At 65.3% G+C, this 14,857-nt stretch carries 16 protein-coding genes and 2 pseudogenes; 11 read left to right on the forward strand and 7 right to left on the reverse strand.

The features are described 5' to 3' along the window. Positions 1–185 precede the first annotated feature (185 nt). From JHD77_RS06185 to JHD77_RS06235, 11 genes and pseudogenes are all read left to right on the forward strand, one after another. Positions 186–1,036 (forward strand): annotated as a pseudogene (locus JHD77_RS06185) (hypothetical protein). A gap of 1 nt (position 1,037) precedes the next feature. Further along, positions 1,038–1,961, forward strand: coding sequence for a hypothetical protein (locus tag JHD77_RS06190; RefSeq protein WP_034070705.1), 924 nt, complete (start codon positions 1,038–1,040; stop codon positions 1,959–1,961). After that, on the forward strand, positions 1,961–3,664 hold the full coding sequence (locus JHD77_RS06195; protein ID WP_034070707.1) for a hypothetical protein: 1,704 nt from the start codon (positions 1,961–1,963) through the stop codon (positions 3,662–3,664). The genes JHD77_RS06190 and JHD77_RS06195 overlap by 1 nt, the downstream gene beginning before the upstream one ends. Beyond that, positions 3,654–4,475, forward strand: a complete 822-nt coding sequence (locus tag JHD77_RS06200; RefSeq protein WP_052157237.1) for a phage BR0599 family protein — start codon at positions 3,654–3,656, stop codon at positions 4,473–4,475. Before JHD77_RS06195 ends, JHD77_RS06200 begins: the two co-directional genes overlap by 11 nt. 8 nt (positions 4,476–4,483) lie before the next feature. After that, the gene (locus tag JHD77_RS06205; RefSeq protein ID WP_003126844.1) at positions 4,484–4,723 is read left to right on the forward strand and encodes a hypothetical protein; all 240 of its coding nucleotides are present in this window, start codon (positions 4,484–4,486) and stop codon (positions 4,721–4,723) included. After that, positions 4,720–4,938 (forward strand): hypothetical protein, encoded by a 219-nt coding sequence (locus JHD77_RS06210; protein WP_034017411.1) that lies wholly within the window; start codon positions 4,720–4,722, stop codon positions 4,936–4,938. The genes JHD77_RS06205 and JHD77_RS06210 overlap by 4 nt, the downstream gene beginning before the upstream one ends. Continuing rightward, positions 4,928–7,135, forward strand: coding sequence for a hypothetical protein (locus JHD77_RS06215; protein ID WP_034017409.1), 2,208 nt, complete (start codon positions 4,928–4,930; stop codon positions 7,133–7,135). Before JHD77_RS06210 ends, JHD77_RS06215 begins: the two co-directional genes overlap by 11 nt. Then, on the forward strand, positions 7,132–8,280 hold the full coding sequence (locus JHD77_RS06220) for a hypothetical protein (RefSeq protein ID WP_034070712.1): 1,149 nt from the start codon (positions 7,132–7,134) through the stop codon (positions 8,278–8,280). Before JHD77_RS06215 ends, JHD77_RS06220 begins: the two co-directional genes overlap by 4 nt. Then, the gene (locus JHD77_RS06225) at positions 8,277–8,564 is read left to right on the forward strand and encodes a hypothetical protein (RefSeq protein WP_033956016.1); all 288 of its coding nucleotides are present in this window, start codon (positions 8,277–8,279) and stop codon (positions 8,562–8,564) included. The genes JHD77_RS06220 and JHD77_RS06225 overlap by 4 nt, the downstream gene beginning before the upstream one ends. A gap of 78 nt (positions 8,565–8,642) precedes the next feature. Then, the gene (locus tag JHD77_RS06230; RefSeq protein ID WP_033956013.1) at positions 8,643–8,867 is read left to right on the forward strand and encodes a DUF7364 domain-containing protein; all 225 of its coding nucleotides are present in this window, start codon (positions 8,643–8,645) and stop codon (positions 8,865–8,867) included. Positions 8,868–8,953: 86 nt separating this feature from the next. Beyond that, a pseudogene (locus JHD77_RS06235) lies at positions 8,954–9,109 on the forward strand (glutathione S-transferase family protein); the annotation flags it as partial. 39 nt (positions 9,110–9,148) lie between these two features. Here JHD77_RS06235 and JHD77_RS06240 read toward each other — a convergent pair. From JHD77_RS06240 to JHD77_RS06270, 7 genes are all read right to left on the reverse strand, one after another. Further along, a complete protein-coding gene (locus JHD77_RS06240; RefSeq protein WP_003083101.1) occupies positions 9,149–9,556 on the reverse strand; it encodes a DUF2802 domain-containing protein in 408 nt (135 codons plus the stop codon). Positions 9,557–9,586: 30 nt separating this feature from the next. Then, a complete protein-coding gene (locus JHD77_RS06245) occupies positions 9,587–10,066 on the reverse strand; it encodes a chemotaxis protein CheW (protein ID WP_003083098.1) in 480 nt (159 codons plus the stop codon). Positions 10,067–10,111: 45 nt separating this feature from the next. Next, complete coding sequence (locus JHD77_RS06250; RefSeq protein WP_003158275.1) at positions 10,112–11,002, reverse strand: CheW domain-containing protein; 891 nt, start codon at positions 11,000–11,002, stop codon at positions 10,112–10,114. A gap of 91 nt (positions 11,003–11,093) precedes the next feature. After that, entirely contained in the window at positions 11,094–11,882 is a 789-nt protein-coding gene (locus tag JHD77_RS06255) for a ParA family protein (protein ID WP_003083092.1), read from the reverse strand. 94 nt (positions 11,883–11,976) lie between these two features. Then, positions 11,977–12,867, reverse strand: coding sequence for a flagellar motor protein MotD (motD, locus tag JHD77_RS06260; protein ID WP_003083090.1), 891 nt, complete (start codon positions 12,865–12,867; stop codon positions 11,977–11,979). A 12-nt stretch (positions 12,868–12,879) separates the two neighbouring features. Continuing rightward, the gene (locus JHD77_RS06265; protein ID WP_003083089.1) at positions 12,880–13,620 is read right to left on the reverse strand and encodes a flagellar motor protein; all 741 of its coding nucleotides are present in this window, start codon (positions 13,618–13,620) and stop codon (positions 12,880–12,882) included. 88 nt (positions 13,621–13,708) lie between these two features. After that, positions 13,709–14,815: a protein-glutamate methylesterase/protein-glutamine glutaminase gene (locus JHD77_RS06270; RefSeq protein ID WP_023110191.1), complete on the reverse strand. Its 1,107-nt coding sequence runs from the start codon at positions 14,813–14,815 to the stop codon at positions 13,709–13,711. Positions 14,816–14,857 lie beyond the last annotated feature (42 nt).

Genomic DNA, 14,857 nt, shown 5'->3' on the forward strand with positions numbered 1-14,857 from the left:
TGCTTCGCGCCTGCAGGAGCCCTCCAAGAACTTCAGTACCTCGGTCGCCAACTCGATCTACCTGCACGCCGTTCAAGACACGGATCAGATGGCGGCCGACATGTGGGCCGGCAAAGGCGGCGAACACTTCCTGGTCTGGCTGAACAAGAACCGCCAGGCCGTCAAGCAGATTATCTAGGAGTCCCATGGCCACCGAATTCGGCACCGCCACGAACCACCAGAACCTGATCGAGCGCCTCGTCCAGTTCCTCACTGCGAACCCCGACCTGGTCGCGGCTGGGCAGGCCTACGAGAAGGTTTTCGACAACAGCATCCCCGCGTCCGGCACTGCGATAGCCGTGCGCCAGGTAACGCTGCGCGCCCCCGGCCTGGGCGGCACCGATAGCATCTACATGGGGATTCAGAGCTACGGCGATACCGCCCTGGACTACTACAACCTTCGCCTGATGGGCGGCACGGCGTTCAATCCTGGAGCAATCCCGCCTGGCGGCGACTACTGGACCGCGTTTACCAACTACAGCCCGCGGGTCCAGGCACTGCTGTGGAATCAGCCGATGCCCTACTGGTTCTTCGCCAACGGCCGCAGGTTCTGGATGGTCGTCAAAGTCAGCACGATCTACGAGTCGGCCGGCGCCGGCTTCATCCTGCCACCTTGTCCGCCATCGCAATATCCGTACCCGCTCGCCGTGGTGGGTTCCTACCGTGGCGACGTCGCCACCCGCTGGTCCGACGTGAGCGACCGGCACCGAGGCATCAGTAGCCCGCTTGAGCGCAGTTGCTATGTCCGCGACCCGGCGGCACTGTGATCAACCAGCTCCGCGACTCTTTCAGCAAGTTCCCGCTGAAAGCTTTGCAGTTCGTCACCCGCGAAACCGAGGGTCGCCGATACCTCGGTGACTTCGACGGCGCTTTCTATGTGCCGACGCTCAACTCAGGCGCTGAAGACGTGATCGTCGAGGACGGACTGGACCACGTTGTTTTCCAAACCGCCTGGCGCTCCGGCAACCCCTGGCTCTACGCAATCAGGAAGGACTGACATGGCCTATTTCACAGGAACAGCGAACAACCCGGCCGACCTGCTGGGCAAGCTGCGCGTTCACGCCGAAACCCTCGGCTGGGTCACCGACCGCGCCTCGGCATCGGAGTGGCTCTGTCACAACGCGGATGGATACTGGTCATTCAGTGCCGGGGCCAATCAGTTCCAAATGGCGGGCAATACGGGGTTCGATAACGGCCTGGCGTGGAACGCGCAGCCGGGCAATTCCGTACAGAACAATCCCTACTCGTCGAAACAACCAACCGTTGCCCAGCTCAGCGGCGGGCCGTTCACCCGCTACCACTTGTTCGCTACCGCTGCCTATCTGCACCTGCACGTCGAAATCGCAGCTGGGCAGTTCCGTCCGGTGATGATCGGCTCCCTGAACAAACGTGGCGTCGGCTATACGGGCGGTCAGTATGTCTGCGGCTCGGTCATCTATTCCGCTGGACAGGCGTTGACCAACAACTGGTCGTCGCATCCTTTCGATGGCTACCACATTCAATACAGCGACGGCGGAAGCGTGTTGCGGCTGGATAGTCTCGATGATGGGCCGTCCCCGGAGTGGCTGCCGTTCGACTACAGAACCAACATCCCTCGGCGCGTCGTCGGCCCCGGTCGCGGAAACTACAGCAGTCAGTACCATCCCGACGTGGGGCTGATCGACGCGAGCGCAAACGAGCTGAACAGCTCGACCACCCCTGTGCCCTGCGCCATCTATGCGTTCGGCGCTCAGCAGCGCTCGCGGTATGTGGGCGAGGTGCCGGACTTCGGGCTGTGCAACATGGCCTTCCTCGCGCCTGGCGATCCGTTGGTGGTCGGCAGCGACACCTGGCGCGTGTACCCGCTGCTCCAGCGCGGAACCGCTACCGATTTCGGCAGCACCAGCGCCTGGGTCGGCTACTGCTTCCGGGTGCTTGAGTGATGGCGACCTTTCCGGGGTTCCAAGTGCCGAAGCCGGTGGAGGGGATCGTTGCCGGCATCACGCCGAATATCGACGCCCTGGAGCTGAACCAGGACATCAGCCTGGCAGCGGTCGCGGCCTCGACCTGGGCCGGCGCCTACGCGGCGCATCAGCCGGTAGAGGTGATCCATTCGACGTACCAGGCTGTCCACCAAAGCGCCCTGGAAGAGAACTACTACAACCGCTTGTGGCTGATTCCGACCACAATGGAGCTGGGCAACGTCGTCAGCACCCAGGTACGACCGGCATCAGTCTGGAACGCATATTTCAGTCCGCGCACGCTGACCGCCATCGAGCGGGAAGATGCAGACGGCATCACGCTATCCGGCCAGGCGTCGCCGCCGCTGGGTTTTGCCGCCCTGGAAGAACGCACTTGGACGGTCAGCATTGGCACGGACGGCCCGCCCGTCGTCAATGCGCGGATCGTCTGGAAGCTCCAGGGCGAGCCGGACCTGGTCCTGGTCATCACCGGCAATCGCATCATCGCTTGGACGTTCGCGCCGGACTGGGGCGACAGCATCGTCGAACGCCTCAGCGCCTCGACAAATATCCTGCAAAGCGAATCAGCCGTGACCCAGCGCCGAGCCATGCGCCTGGCGCCGCGCCGAGAGTTCGAAGCGAACATGTACGCGGTGGACCGCGAGCGGCAGCTCCTGGACATGACGCTATTCGGCTGGGGCGCGCGAATTTGGGCGCTGCCGATCTGGCCTGATATCCAGTTGCTCCACCAGCCGCTGGCGGCCGGGTCGCTGAACATTCCGTGCGGCACGGCCGGCCTCGACTTCCGCGACGGCGGTCTGGCGATGCTGCGCGGCGAGGACGCCTTCAACTATGAGGTCGTCGAGGTCAAGACGGTGACCGCCAGCGGCCTGGACCTGGTCCGGCCCGTCCAGGCCGCCTGGGGAACTGGCTCGCGACTGTACCCGGTACGCACCGCCCAGCTGACCGAACAGCCCACGCTGACCCGGCTGACCGATACCGCGCAGTCTGCGCGGGTGTCGTTCCTGGTGATGGAGCCCAGCGCCTGGCCCGAGGTAATGCCGGCGACGACCTACAGGGGTCGGCCAGTGCTGGAACAGCGCCCGGACGAAAGCGAAGACCTCACCTCCAGCTATCAGCGCCTGCTGTCCACCTTGGACAACGGCAGCGCCATTCCCCGCGTGACCGACGTCGCCGGCATGGCGCTACCGGTCTTGGGGCATCGCTGGATCGGCATGGGCCGAGCCGAACGGTCGGCGTTCCGCAGCCTGGTCTATGCGCTACGCGGCCAGCAGAAGCCGCTGTGGGTGCCGACCCACGCCGACGACCTGACCCTGGTCGCCGCCGTCTCGCAGCTGTCCACCGCGCTGGACGTGCGCAATATCGGCTATGCCCGTTTCGCCAATGGGCGACCGGGTCGTCGCGATATCCGCATCGAGCTGTACGACGGCACGGTCTATCACCGCCGCATCCTCACCAGCACCGAGCTGGACGCTGACACCGAGCGCTTGGCCATCGACGCCGCCCTGGGCCGGCTGGTCGAGCCTGGCGACGTGGCGCGCATTTGTTTCATGGCGCTCTGTAGCGCCGCCACCGACGTGGTCGAGATCGAGCACGTCACCGATAGCGAGGGCGTCGCAACTGCCGCCCTGACGTTCAAGGGGGTTCGTGACGATGAGTTTTAACAGCCGCGAAAGCTCGCTCGCGGATGGGCAGCCGGTGCGGCTGTACCAGTTCAGCCGTGGCGCGATCCGCTGGAGCTACAACAGCAGCGACCGGGACATCACCTACCAGAACCAGATTTTCCGCACTGTCCATGGCGGCATCACCGACAACGGGATCATCTGTTCCGGCGATCCGCAGTCCGACCAGTTCGTCATCACCGCGCCGGCCGACCTCGATGTCGCGCTGCTGTACAAGGTCAAATCGCCGAGTGATGCCATCGACCTGGTCGTCTACGACATGCACTACGGCGACGCCGAGGCAGCGGTTTCCTGGGTAGGCCAGATTGGCGATGTGGACTGGCCGACCGTGGATAGCTGCCGCATAACGTGCGTGTCCGAAGATGAACTTATGGATCAGCCCGGTCTGATCGACACCTATTGCCGCACCTGCACGGCGGTCCTGGGTGATCACCGCTGCAAGGTGAACCTGGTCCCGCATCGGGTGACGCTGACGCCGCAGAGCGTGTCGGACTGGATGATTTCCAGCGGTGTGGTCGCCGGCTACGCCGACGGCTGGTTCACGGCTGGCTATGTCGAGTGGCAGGTGGACGGCGACAACTACGACCGCCGACACATCGAGCGGCACGCCGGGGCGGACCTCTACATCCTGGGCGGTACCCAAGGTATCCTGGCCGGGGCACAGCTGCGGGTCTATCCCGGCTGCGACTTCCTCGCTGAAACGTGCGATGCGAAGTTCGACAACCTCCCGAACTTCCGGGGCATCAACAAGCTGCAAGGCAAGTCGCCGTTCGATGGCGACCAAGTCTGGTGAGGTAGGCCATGGACCCGATCACAATCAATCTCGTCATCCTGGCGGCGTCGTACATCCTGTCCAGCGTCCTGGCGCCGAAACCGCAGAAGCCCAAGCCGGCAGCATTCGATGCCGCTGACTTCCCGCTATGCGAGGAAGGGGAAGATCAAGCGGTGGTGTTCGGCCAGTGCTGGTCGAAGTCGTGGATGGTGCTCACCGTGGACAATCGTCGGCTGAAGGCCATCAAGACCAAGGCGAGCAAGAAATGATCGTGACTGTACAGCACCTGCACACCGTACCGACTTGGACTACCCGACAGGGCTACTGCCACGACCGGGCGCGGGCCTTCTTCAAACGCCACGGCCTGGACTGGTTGTCCTTCTTGCGGAACGGCATCGAGGCTGACCTGCTGGTCGCAACTGGTGATGCGCTCGCGCTGAAGCTCGTTGAACACGCACGTCGGGAGGTTGCCCATGGGCGCTAAACCCAAGGCGCAGATCGTCGCCTGGCGGTATTACTTCGATATCCACTTTGCCCTGGGCAAGAAGGTCGACGAGGTGTGTGCGATACGTGCAAGCGGCAAGACCGCCTGGAAGGGCTCGATCACCAGCAACGGCCAGATTCGCATCAACGCGCCGGAGCTGTTCGGCGGCGACAAAGGCGAGGGCGGCCTCGACGGCACCCTGGACGTGCTGTTCGGCGACGAAGATCAAGGTGTCCTGCCACGCTTGGCGGCGATGCTCGGTGGCCTTGTGCCGGCGTTCCGGGGAATCAGCACCTGCTTCTATTCCGGCTTGGTTACATCGGTTAACCCGTATCCGAAGAAGTGGGAGATTCTGCGTCGAGGCGGGAACCGTCTGTGGGACGGCAACCCCTGGTATCCCGAAAAGCAGTTCATCTGGCTGGCGGACGGTCAGATCAAGGCGATGAACCCAGCCCACATCCTCTACCTGGTCTACACCGGCCGGGATTTCCGGGGGCTGGCCCGCACGCGGATGGACGAAGCCAGTTGGCGGGCGGCCGCTGACACGCTGTATGCCGAGGGCGTTGGCTTGTGCTTCGAGTGGACCCGCTCGGACAGCTTCAAGAACTTCTGCGAGACGGTCAAATCGCACATCGGCGGCGAAGTCTACCCGAACCGCCAGACCGGACAGATCAGCATCCGGCTCCTGCGTGACGACTACAACGTTGCGGACCTGCCGCTGTTCGACGAAGACAGCGGCCTTCTGGAAATCACCCAGGAGAAGACCAGTTCGACATCGCTTGCGCCGAGCCAATTGATCGTCAAGTACATTGATCAGATCGACGGGGAGCAACGCCAGGTCATCATCACCAACAACGCGGTCGCCGCGTCGCAGGGCCGCCGGTCGTCCGAAGAAATCGAGTTCATAGGTGCGCCGACCGGCGAGCTGGCCGGGCGCTTCGGTGAGCGGGAAATGCGCCTGAAGACCGCAGGGCTAAAGCGCTACAAGGCCATATTCGACCGCCGCGCCCGCAGCCTGAACCCTGGACAGCCGTTCCGCATCCGTTCGACCCGGCGCGGCATCCCCGAAACCGTCGTCAGGGTCGGTCGGATCGAGGACAACTTCCTCGGCGACGGCAAGATCACCCTGACCGTCGTTCAGGATCAGTTCAATCTGCCGGCAACTACCGGAGTGGCACCGCCACCACCGGGCTGGATTCCGCCCGACCGGACACCTCGGGCGGTCACTGTGCGCCGCCTGATCGAGGCACCCTATCGCGAACTGGCCGGCGTGATCGATCCGGCAAATCTCCAGCTCCTGGACGTGAGCGCGTCCTACTTGGCCGCGCTGGCCGAGGCGCCGACCAGCCTGTCGCAGAGCTACACCTTGACCGACCGCGTCGGCAGCTCTGGCGCGTTCGTTGATCGCGGAACCGGGGACTGGTGCCCGACCGGATTACTCGCCGCCGAGCTGCCGCTGGCGGCCGGCCCGAGCGTCGTCACGCTGACCAACGCCAGTCGCCTGGAGGACGTCACTGTCGGCCAGGCCGCTGTGGTGGACGACGAGATCGTCCGGGTCGATGCGGTCAACTATGTCAGCGGCACGGTCACCCTGGCGCGCGGCTGCGCCGATACCGTACCGGCCAAACACCTGGCCGGGGCTCGGGTCTGGTTCTACGACACGTTCGAAGCGGTGGACGAGACGGTCTACAGCCAGGGCGTGACGCTCCAGGCCCGGCTGCTGACGAACACCAGCGAGGGCCAACTGGCCCCGGCGCTGGCTGCCACCGACAGCCTCACCCTGACCGGGCGCCAGGGCAAGCCGTATCCGCCCGGCCAGTTCCGCATCAACGGCAGCGCGTACCCAACGAAAGTCTACGGGGCGCTGTCGGTGAGCTGGGCGAAGCGCGACCGCATTGGGCAGGCCGACCAGCTGATCGATACCACTGTCGGCAACATCGGCCCGGAAGCTGGAGCGACGGTGACGCTCCAGGTCTACAGCGGCACGACGCTGAAGCGCACCTACGCCGGCCTCACATCCAGTAGCTGGTCCTATCCGTTGGCCGAGGACATGGCGGATGGTCCGCTCCAGGACGTGCGCCTTGTCCTGCGCAGTGCCCGCGACGGCATCGATTCTTGGCAGCAGCACGACATCACGATTGAACGCCACGGCCTCGGTTTCCGGCTGGGCGAAGAACTTGGAGGCGTTTCCGCATGAGTCTTACCATGGGGCCTAATACCGGCCTACTGATCAACGGGGCACCCGGTGAGGGGCATTACAACGACCTTATGCGCCTGTTGCGCTGGGACGACTTCTTGCGCCAGCCGGTCGTCAAGGGCCGCGTCGCCACGCTGCCGACTTCCGGCCAGGCCGAGGGTGACACTTACATTTTCACCGGGGCCGGGGCGAACCAGAACCGCTTGGCCCGCTGGTGGGCGACTGGCGCGACCACGCCCATTTGGGAGTACATGCCGCCCAGGCTGGGCTGGCGTGTCCAGGTCGCCAACGAGACGACGCCGAGCGGCCAGGTCAAGACCTACGAGTATTCCGGCAGCGCCTGGACTGAGCTGGTGGGCGGAATGGCCGACGCGCCGAGCGACGGAAAGCCATATGCCCGCGAAAGCGGCGCTTGGGCGGAGCTGGGATCGGCGGCGAAATCGGCGCTAAACGTTCTGCCGTTCATGAACCTGATGCCCGACATGGGTCGGTTCGCGGGAACCGCAGCCAATCCGCTGAATACGATGTTCACAACGTCATGGACTCCAAGCACCTTCATCAATGGCTGGAACGGCGCCACCCTCGCAGATGGGGGAAAGTTCTCGTTCGACAACAGCACGAACGGCGGGGCGGGGCCGGCGCTCAATGCGCGGGTCCAGGCGCTGCTCACGGCAATGGGCCGCACATTGACGTCAGTGTCCCGATACGGGGTCGAGTTCTTCACCACCGTTCTGACTGCGGGATCGCAGACAACTACCGGCTCGGCCGGCGCGGATGGGGTCACGCGGTATCTGTGCTGCTCCAACGGCAGCAAAACAGTTTTCAACGCGGGCGCATGGGCGACGGTCGTCATGTGGTTGCGGGTCGAAAGCGGCTCGGCTCATATCTCGTCGGCGCCCTATACGACCCACAAGCTCTGGATCAATGGCGCTGCCGCTGCGCCTGGCGTGGTGCTTCCTGCTAATCAATGGGTACATCTGCGATTCTCGATGCAGTCATACAACGGCTATGACAACGCGTGCCCGTATCTCTACGCATCCGCAGGGGCTCAGATCGCGCTCGCCTGTCCGGCGTGGTTCGGTGGCCTCGTCGATCCGGGCATCCATGTTGCACCCATTCTTACAATCAACGGAGCAAGCGCATGATGAAGCGGGTTCTCTACAAAGGGGCGTTCTTCACTGAGTGGGACGGCCCGCTGGCGGCCATCGCTGAAACTGCCGGGGTGGGCCTGGACGATCTTACGTACCACCCTGGCGACGCGCTGGCCGAGGTCCAGGAGCTGCGCCGGCAGGCATACCGGGACGAGGCTGACCCGCTGCGCTTGGAGGCCGAGTATGACGCCATCGCTACCGGTACAGAGCCGGACCTGTCGGCCTGGGTCGAAGCTGTCAAGGCGATCAAAGAACGCTATCCGCTCCCCCAGTCCTAAGCGTTTTGATAATTGTGACCAACGTCGCCTTTTTGCTACGGTCCCCAGCTGATGTGCGGAGTAGATAGGGATGTTGGTATGGATGAGGTGCTGAGGCGTAGGCTGCGGGCAGAGCTGCTTGAGGTGGGATTCCTCAATCAGTGCTGCTTGGACTTGATGGAGTCCATGGAGTCGGAGTTTCACCTCACGCGGGATCAGCAGGAGTGCTTCGAACAGCTGAGCCGGTTCCTGCGGGAGGGCATCGGCAAGCTGACCGCTCTGTCTGAGCGGGTAGCCGATGGCGATATCGTCGTGCTGTGCTGATCTTTTGAAATTCTTTTGCCGCTGGCGAAACGGTTAGGGCGCGTCATTTATTGCGCAAATCCGCGCCAAATTTCGCGCCGCGCTACAACTTTCCGCGCCTGCATCGACACCTGGAGAAGCTGGAGCAGGACCCGGCGGTGCGCTTCGCCCATGCCATCGAGGATCGCCTGCCGGCGCAGAGCTGCGGGGAGTTCAGGGGAGAGGTGACACTGGCAGAAGTGGCGAGCCGCCTGCTCGCCTGAAAAGCGCCAGCGCCAGCGCCAGCGCCGGGCCGGCGACCGTCACTTGCCCTTGGCTTCGTGCAGGCGCGCCACCAGCTCGGCCTCGGCCTGCGACAGACCGCAGGCCTGGGTCAGGTCTTCGGCGCTGGCGCCGAGCCCGACCAGGCGTGCGGCCTGGCTGAACGACAGCGTGGTCGGATCGCGCTGCTCCAGGCGCGCGACCCGGTCGGGAAGCGGCGCGAGTTGCTTGCCGAGGTCCTGCAAGGCCTCGCCCATGCGCACGTTGACCTGCTGGTAGGACTCGATGCGCTTGCTCAGCTCCTTGAGCCGGCGCTCGCGCGCGGCGCCCTCCTCCGCCTGCTGCGCCAGCGCAGCTTGCAGGCGGCGCAATTCACGGCGCAGCCACAGGCACGCCGCCGCCAGGCCGAGGCAGGCGGCGAGCGCCAGTGCCAGCGCGACGACCTCCATCTCAGCAGGCCCTCGTGTCGGTAGAACGCATCAGATGCTGCCCAGCTCCGACCATTCTTCCTCGGTCATCATCTTGTCCAGCTCGACCAGGATCAGCAGCTCGCCGTTCTTGTTGCAGACACCCTGGATGAACTTGGCCGACTCTTCGTTGCCGACGTTCGGCGCGGTCTCGATTTCCGACTGCTTCAGGTAGACCACCTCGGCGACGCTGTCGACCAGGATGCCGACCACCTGCTTGTCCGCCTCGATAATGACGATCCGCGTGTTGTCGCTGACCGGCGCAGGGTCCAGGCCGAAGCGCTGGCGGGTGTCGATCACCGTGACCACGTTACCGCGCAGGTTGATGATGCCCAGCACGTAGCTCGGCGCGCCCGGCACCGGGGCGATCTCGGTGTAGCGCAGCACCTCCTGGACCTGCATCACATTGATGCCGTAGCTCTCGTTGTCCAGGCGGAAGGTGACCCACTGCAGGATCGGATCTTCGGCGCTTTGCGCGGTGGCTTTGCTCATTCCCCTAACCTCTCGAAAACCGCCGCAAGTGGCGGAAGCTGTCTATCAATGGTCGCCGTGCAGGCGCTTGACGGCGCCGCTGGCGATCAGTTCGGCGAGCGCCGCCACATCCAGCAGCGCACACATGTGTTCGATGACCGTGCCGGCCAGCCAGGGCCGCTGGCTACGCTGGCTGCGCCATTTCACCTCGGCCGGGTCGAGGCGGATCGAGCGGCTCACCTGGTGCACCGCCAGCCCCCACTCGTAGCCCTGGACCGAGATCACGTACTTGAGGCCGTCGCGATAGTCGTCGCGGTAGCGTTCGGGCATCACCCAGCGTGCGGTGTCCAACACCTTCAGGTTGCCCGCCTGCGACGGCAGGATGCCGAGGAACCAGTCGGGCTGGCCGAACAACGGGGTCAGTTCCTGGTTCTCCAGCGGATAGATCGAGCCGAGGCACACCAGCGGCACCGCCAGGGTCAGCCCGGCGACGTCGAACAGCAGGCACTCGAAGGGCTCCGCCGCCCAGGCCGGACGACCGTCGTCGAGCAGCGGCAGGTCGAGCAGCGGCGGCTCGCCGACGCTCGCCGGGGCGCTCGGCACGCGCAACTCGATGACTTCGTGGGGCCGTGGCTCGACCGGCAGCTCGCGCAACGTCGTCGGTTCGTCGAGCAGGGCCGCCGGCGCCGGCGGAACCAGGCGCGCATCGCGGACCTGCTCCTCGAGCACCGCGGCCTCGAACTCGTCGAACCCGTGGTCGACCGGCAGCGTTTGCAGCGCCGGGGCCGGTGTCGCCACTTCGGCGACCGCCAGCGCGACAGGCTTCAACGGCGCGGGCGCAGGCGCTGGCGGCGTCTCGACGAGAGGTTCCAGGTCCTCGAAAGTGGCCTCCTGGAGCAACGCATCCAGGTAGGACTGCAAGGCCAGTTGCGAACGGGTGGCGGTGGCGGCGCTCATGTGGGTATTCCGCGACAGGGGTCTACAACGGTTATCGGCCGCACTCCGGTGCGGCTTGAATGCGCCTGTCGGCGCGGCGACCGGCGCGCCATCAGGCCACCCGGGTGGCCGGCTGCTGCGCCAGCAGATGCTTGAGCAAGGCGCGGTAGGCGATCACCCCGCGACTCTTGCCGTCGTGCTGCGACGGCGTGACCCCGGCCCGGCTGGCATCGCGCAGGCGGGTATCGATGGGAATGAACGCCTGCCACAGGTTGTCCGGGTAGTTCTCGTTGAGAATCCGCAGCGTGCTCAGCGAAGCCTGGGTCCGCCGGTCGAACAGCGTAGGTACGATGGTATAGGGCAACGCCTGTTTGCGCGACCGGTTGATCATCGCCAGGGTGTTGACCATCCGCTCCAGCCCTTTCACCGCGAGGAACTCGGTCTGCACCGGGATCACCAGGTGCTGGCTGGCGGCCAGGGCGTTGACCATCAGCACGCCGAGCAGCGGCGGGCTGTCGATGATCGCATGGTCGAAATCCTGCCAGAGCTGCGCCAGGCTCTTCGAGACCACCAGGCCGAGACCGCTCTTGCCCGGCGACTGGCGCTCCAGGGTGGCCAGCGCGGTACTCGACGGCAGCAGGGAAATGCGTTCGTTGCTGGTGCTGCGCAGCAGCGAGGCCGGCAGCCCCTCGGGGACGTTGCCCTGGTGCAGGAACAGGTCGAAGGCGCTGTGCTCGAGGGTGTCCGGGTCATAGCCGAAATAGCTGGTCATCGAGCCGTGGGGGTCCAGGTCGACCACGACCACGCGCTTGCCGGCATCCGCCAACAGGCCGGCCAGGGCGATGGACGAGGTGGTCTTGCCGACCCCTCCTTTCTGATTGGCGACTGCCCAGACTTTCATTGCTCTACTCTTCCTGGCATGGGTCTACCCGGTTGGGGCCGCGCTAATGGCCAGTTCGGCCCCGGCGCCCGTACGCAAACCATGGTTCGCGCGCTCATGGCGAAGGCGACGGGGAATTGACGGTTGCCGGCGCGGGCGCCGGCGTACCGCCAGTATCTGCAGCTTGCGTGCCAGCTGCCGAGCCTGCGTGGCGGAGCGCCGAATCCGGTTGCGCCTTGCCGCTGCCGACCCCGCTGACGCTGCGTCGCACCTCCAGGTTGCGCGAGATCACCAGCACCACCCGGCGATTCTTCGCCCGCCCCTCGGCGCTGGCATTGTCCGCCACCGGCTGAAATTCACCATAGCCCACCGCAGCCATCCGCGACGGCTCGACCCCATCGTTGCCGAGCAGGCGGACGATGCTTGCCGCCCGCGCCGCCGACAGTTCCCAGTTGGTGGGATAGCGCGGGCTATGGATCGGCACGTCGTCGGTGAAGCCCTCGACATGGATCGGGTTCTTGTAGGGCGCCAGGATCTTGGCGACCTTCTCGACGATATCGAAGGCGGCATCGTTGGGCAGCGCATCGCCGCTGGGAAACAGCAGGCTGGAATTGAGAGTGATCTCGATCCACAGCTCGTTACCGCGCACGCTCAACTGGTCGGAGGCGATCAAGTCGCCGAAGGCATCGCGCACGCTGTCGGCGATCCGCTCCAGCGAGTCGGCGCTGGCCGCATTGTCGCTGGGCTGCTCCTCGACGCTGGTGCGCTCCGGCTCGGTGGTGCGCGGCCGCTCGTCGCCGATGGGAATCGGCTTCAACGAGCGGTCGGGCTGGTTGAACACGCCGGTGAGGGTCTCCGAGAGGATCTTGTACTTGCCCTCGTTGATCGAGGAAATCGAATACATCACCACGAAGAAGGCGAACAGCAGGGTGATGAAGTCGGCATAGGAAACCAGCCAGCGTTCGTGGTTCTCGTGTTCCTCCTGGTGGCGACGGCGGCGCTGCATGCTCGGCTCCGGTCAGTCCATGAAGCCTTGCAGCTTCAACTCGATGGAACGCGGGTTCTCGCCCTCGGCGATGGACAGCAGGCCCTCCAGGAGCATCTCGCGGTAGCGCGACTGGCGCAGTACCAGGGTTTTCAGCTTGTTGCCGATCGGCAGCAGGAGCAGGTTGGCGAAGCCGACGCCATAGATGGTGGCGACGAACGCCACGGCGATGCCGCTGCCGAGCTGCGCCGGGTTGGCCAGGTTGCCCATCACATGGATCAAGCCCATTACCGCGCCGATGATGCCGATGGTCGGCGCATAGCCGCCCATGCTCTCGAACACCTTGGCGGCCTGCAGGTCGCGACTTTCCTGGGTGAACAGGTCGACCTCGAGGATGCTGCGGATGACTTCCGGCTCGGCGCCGTCCACCAGCAGTTGCAGGCCCTTGCGCGCATAGGGATCGGGCTCCGCATCGGCGATGCTCTCCAGGCCGAGCAGGCCTTCCTTGCGCGCGGTCATGCTCCAGGAGACGATCCGGTCGATTCCCCCGGAAAGATCCTCGCGCGGCGGGAAGAACACCCAGCCGAGCATGCCCAGGCCGCGCTTGAGCACGTTCACCGGGGTCTGCAACAGCGCCGCGGCCAGGGTGCCGCCGATCACGATCAGCGCCGCCGGACCGTTGAGCAGGGCCCCCGCGTGGCCGCCCTCGAGAAAGTTTCCGCCGACGATGGCGACGAACGCCAGGATGATCCCGACCAGGCTGAGCACATCCATCAGCGCGTCCCCTCGGCTCGGCGAAGGCGCGCGCAGGTCGTCACGTGGGTGGCCATCGAAGGCAGTCTCCTCATTCCTGCACGCACGCTTACTGGCACGCCTCGACCAGGTGCCGGCCGATGTCGTCGAGCCCGTACACCGCGTCCGCCAGGTTGGCCTTGACCACGGCCATCGGCATCCCGTAGATCACGCAACTGGCCTCGTCCTGCGCCCACACCTGGCTGCCGCCCTGCTTGAGCAGGCGCGCACCCTCGCGTCCGTCGGCGCCCATGCCGGTGAGGACCACCGCCAGGACCTTGTCGTTGTAGGCCTTGGCCGCCGAGCCGAAGGTCACGTCGACGCAGGGCTTGTAGTTCAGGCGTTCGTCGCCGGGGAGGATGCGCACCGTGCCGCGGCCGTCGACCATCATCTGCTTGCCGCCCGGCGCCAGCAGCGCCAGGCCGGGACGCAGGATGTCGCCGTCCTCTGCTTCCTTGACGCTGATCCGGCACAGCTTGTCGAGGCGCTCGGCGAAAGCCTTGGTGAAGGCCGCCGGCATGTGCTGGATCAGCACCAGCGGCGCCGGGAAGTTGGCCGGCAACTGGGTCAGCACCCGCTGCAAGGCAACCGGTCCACCGGTGGAGGTACCGATCGCGACCAGCCGGTAGGCCTTGCGCTTCGGCGCCGCCGAGGTCGACGCCGGGGCCGGCGACGCGCCGGCACCAACACGCGCGCTCGCGCCGACGCTGGAGGACGACGCCGGCGCATGGCTGGACGAGGTGGCCGAAGGCAGCGGCGGCAGGCTGATCGAGCGACGATTGCTACGGGCGATGGTCAGGACCTTCTCGCAGAGCAACTGGCGGACCTTGTCCGGGTTGCGCGAGATGTCCTCGAAATTCTTCGGCAGGTAGTCGACCGCTCCAGCGTCCAGTGCATCCAGGGTCACCCGCGCGCCCTCGTGGGTCAGCGAGGAGAACATCAGGACCGGGGTCGGGCAACGCTGCATGATGTTGCGTACCGCGGTGATGCCGTCCATCAGCGGCATCTCGTAATCCATGGTGATCACATCGGGTCTCAGGGCCAGCGCCTGCTCGATGGCCTCGCGGCCATTGGTGGCGGTGCCGACCACCTGGATCTGTCCATCGGCGGAGAGAATCTCCGAGACACGGCGGCGGAAGAACCCCGAATCGTCCACCACCAGGACTTTGACTGCCATAGCTACTCCTCAGAGGGCGACGCTCCTGCGCCGCCGGAAACC

Origin of the sequence: Pseudomonas sp. P20 (assembly GCF_016463925.1) — a bacterium.
Lineage (GTDB): Bacteria > Pseudomonadota > Gammaproteobacteria > Pseudomonadales > Pseudomonadaceae > Pseudomonas > Pseudomonas aeruginosa.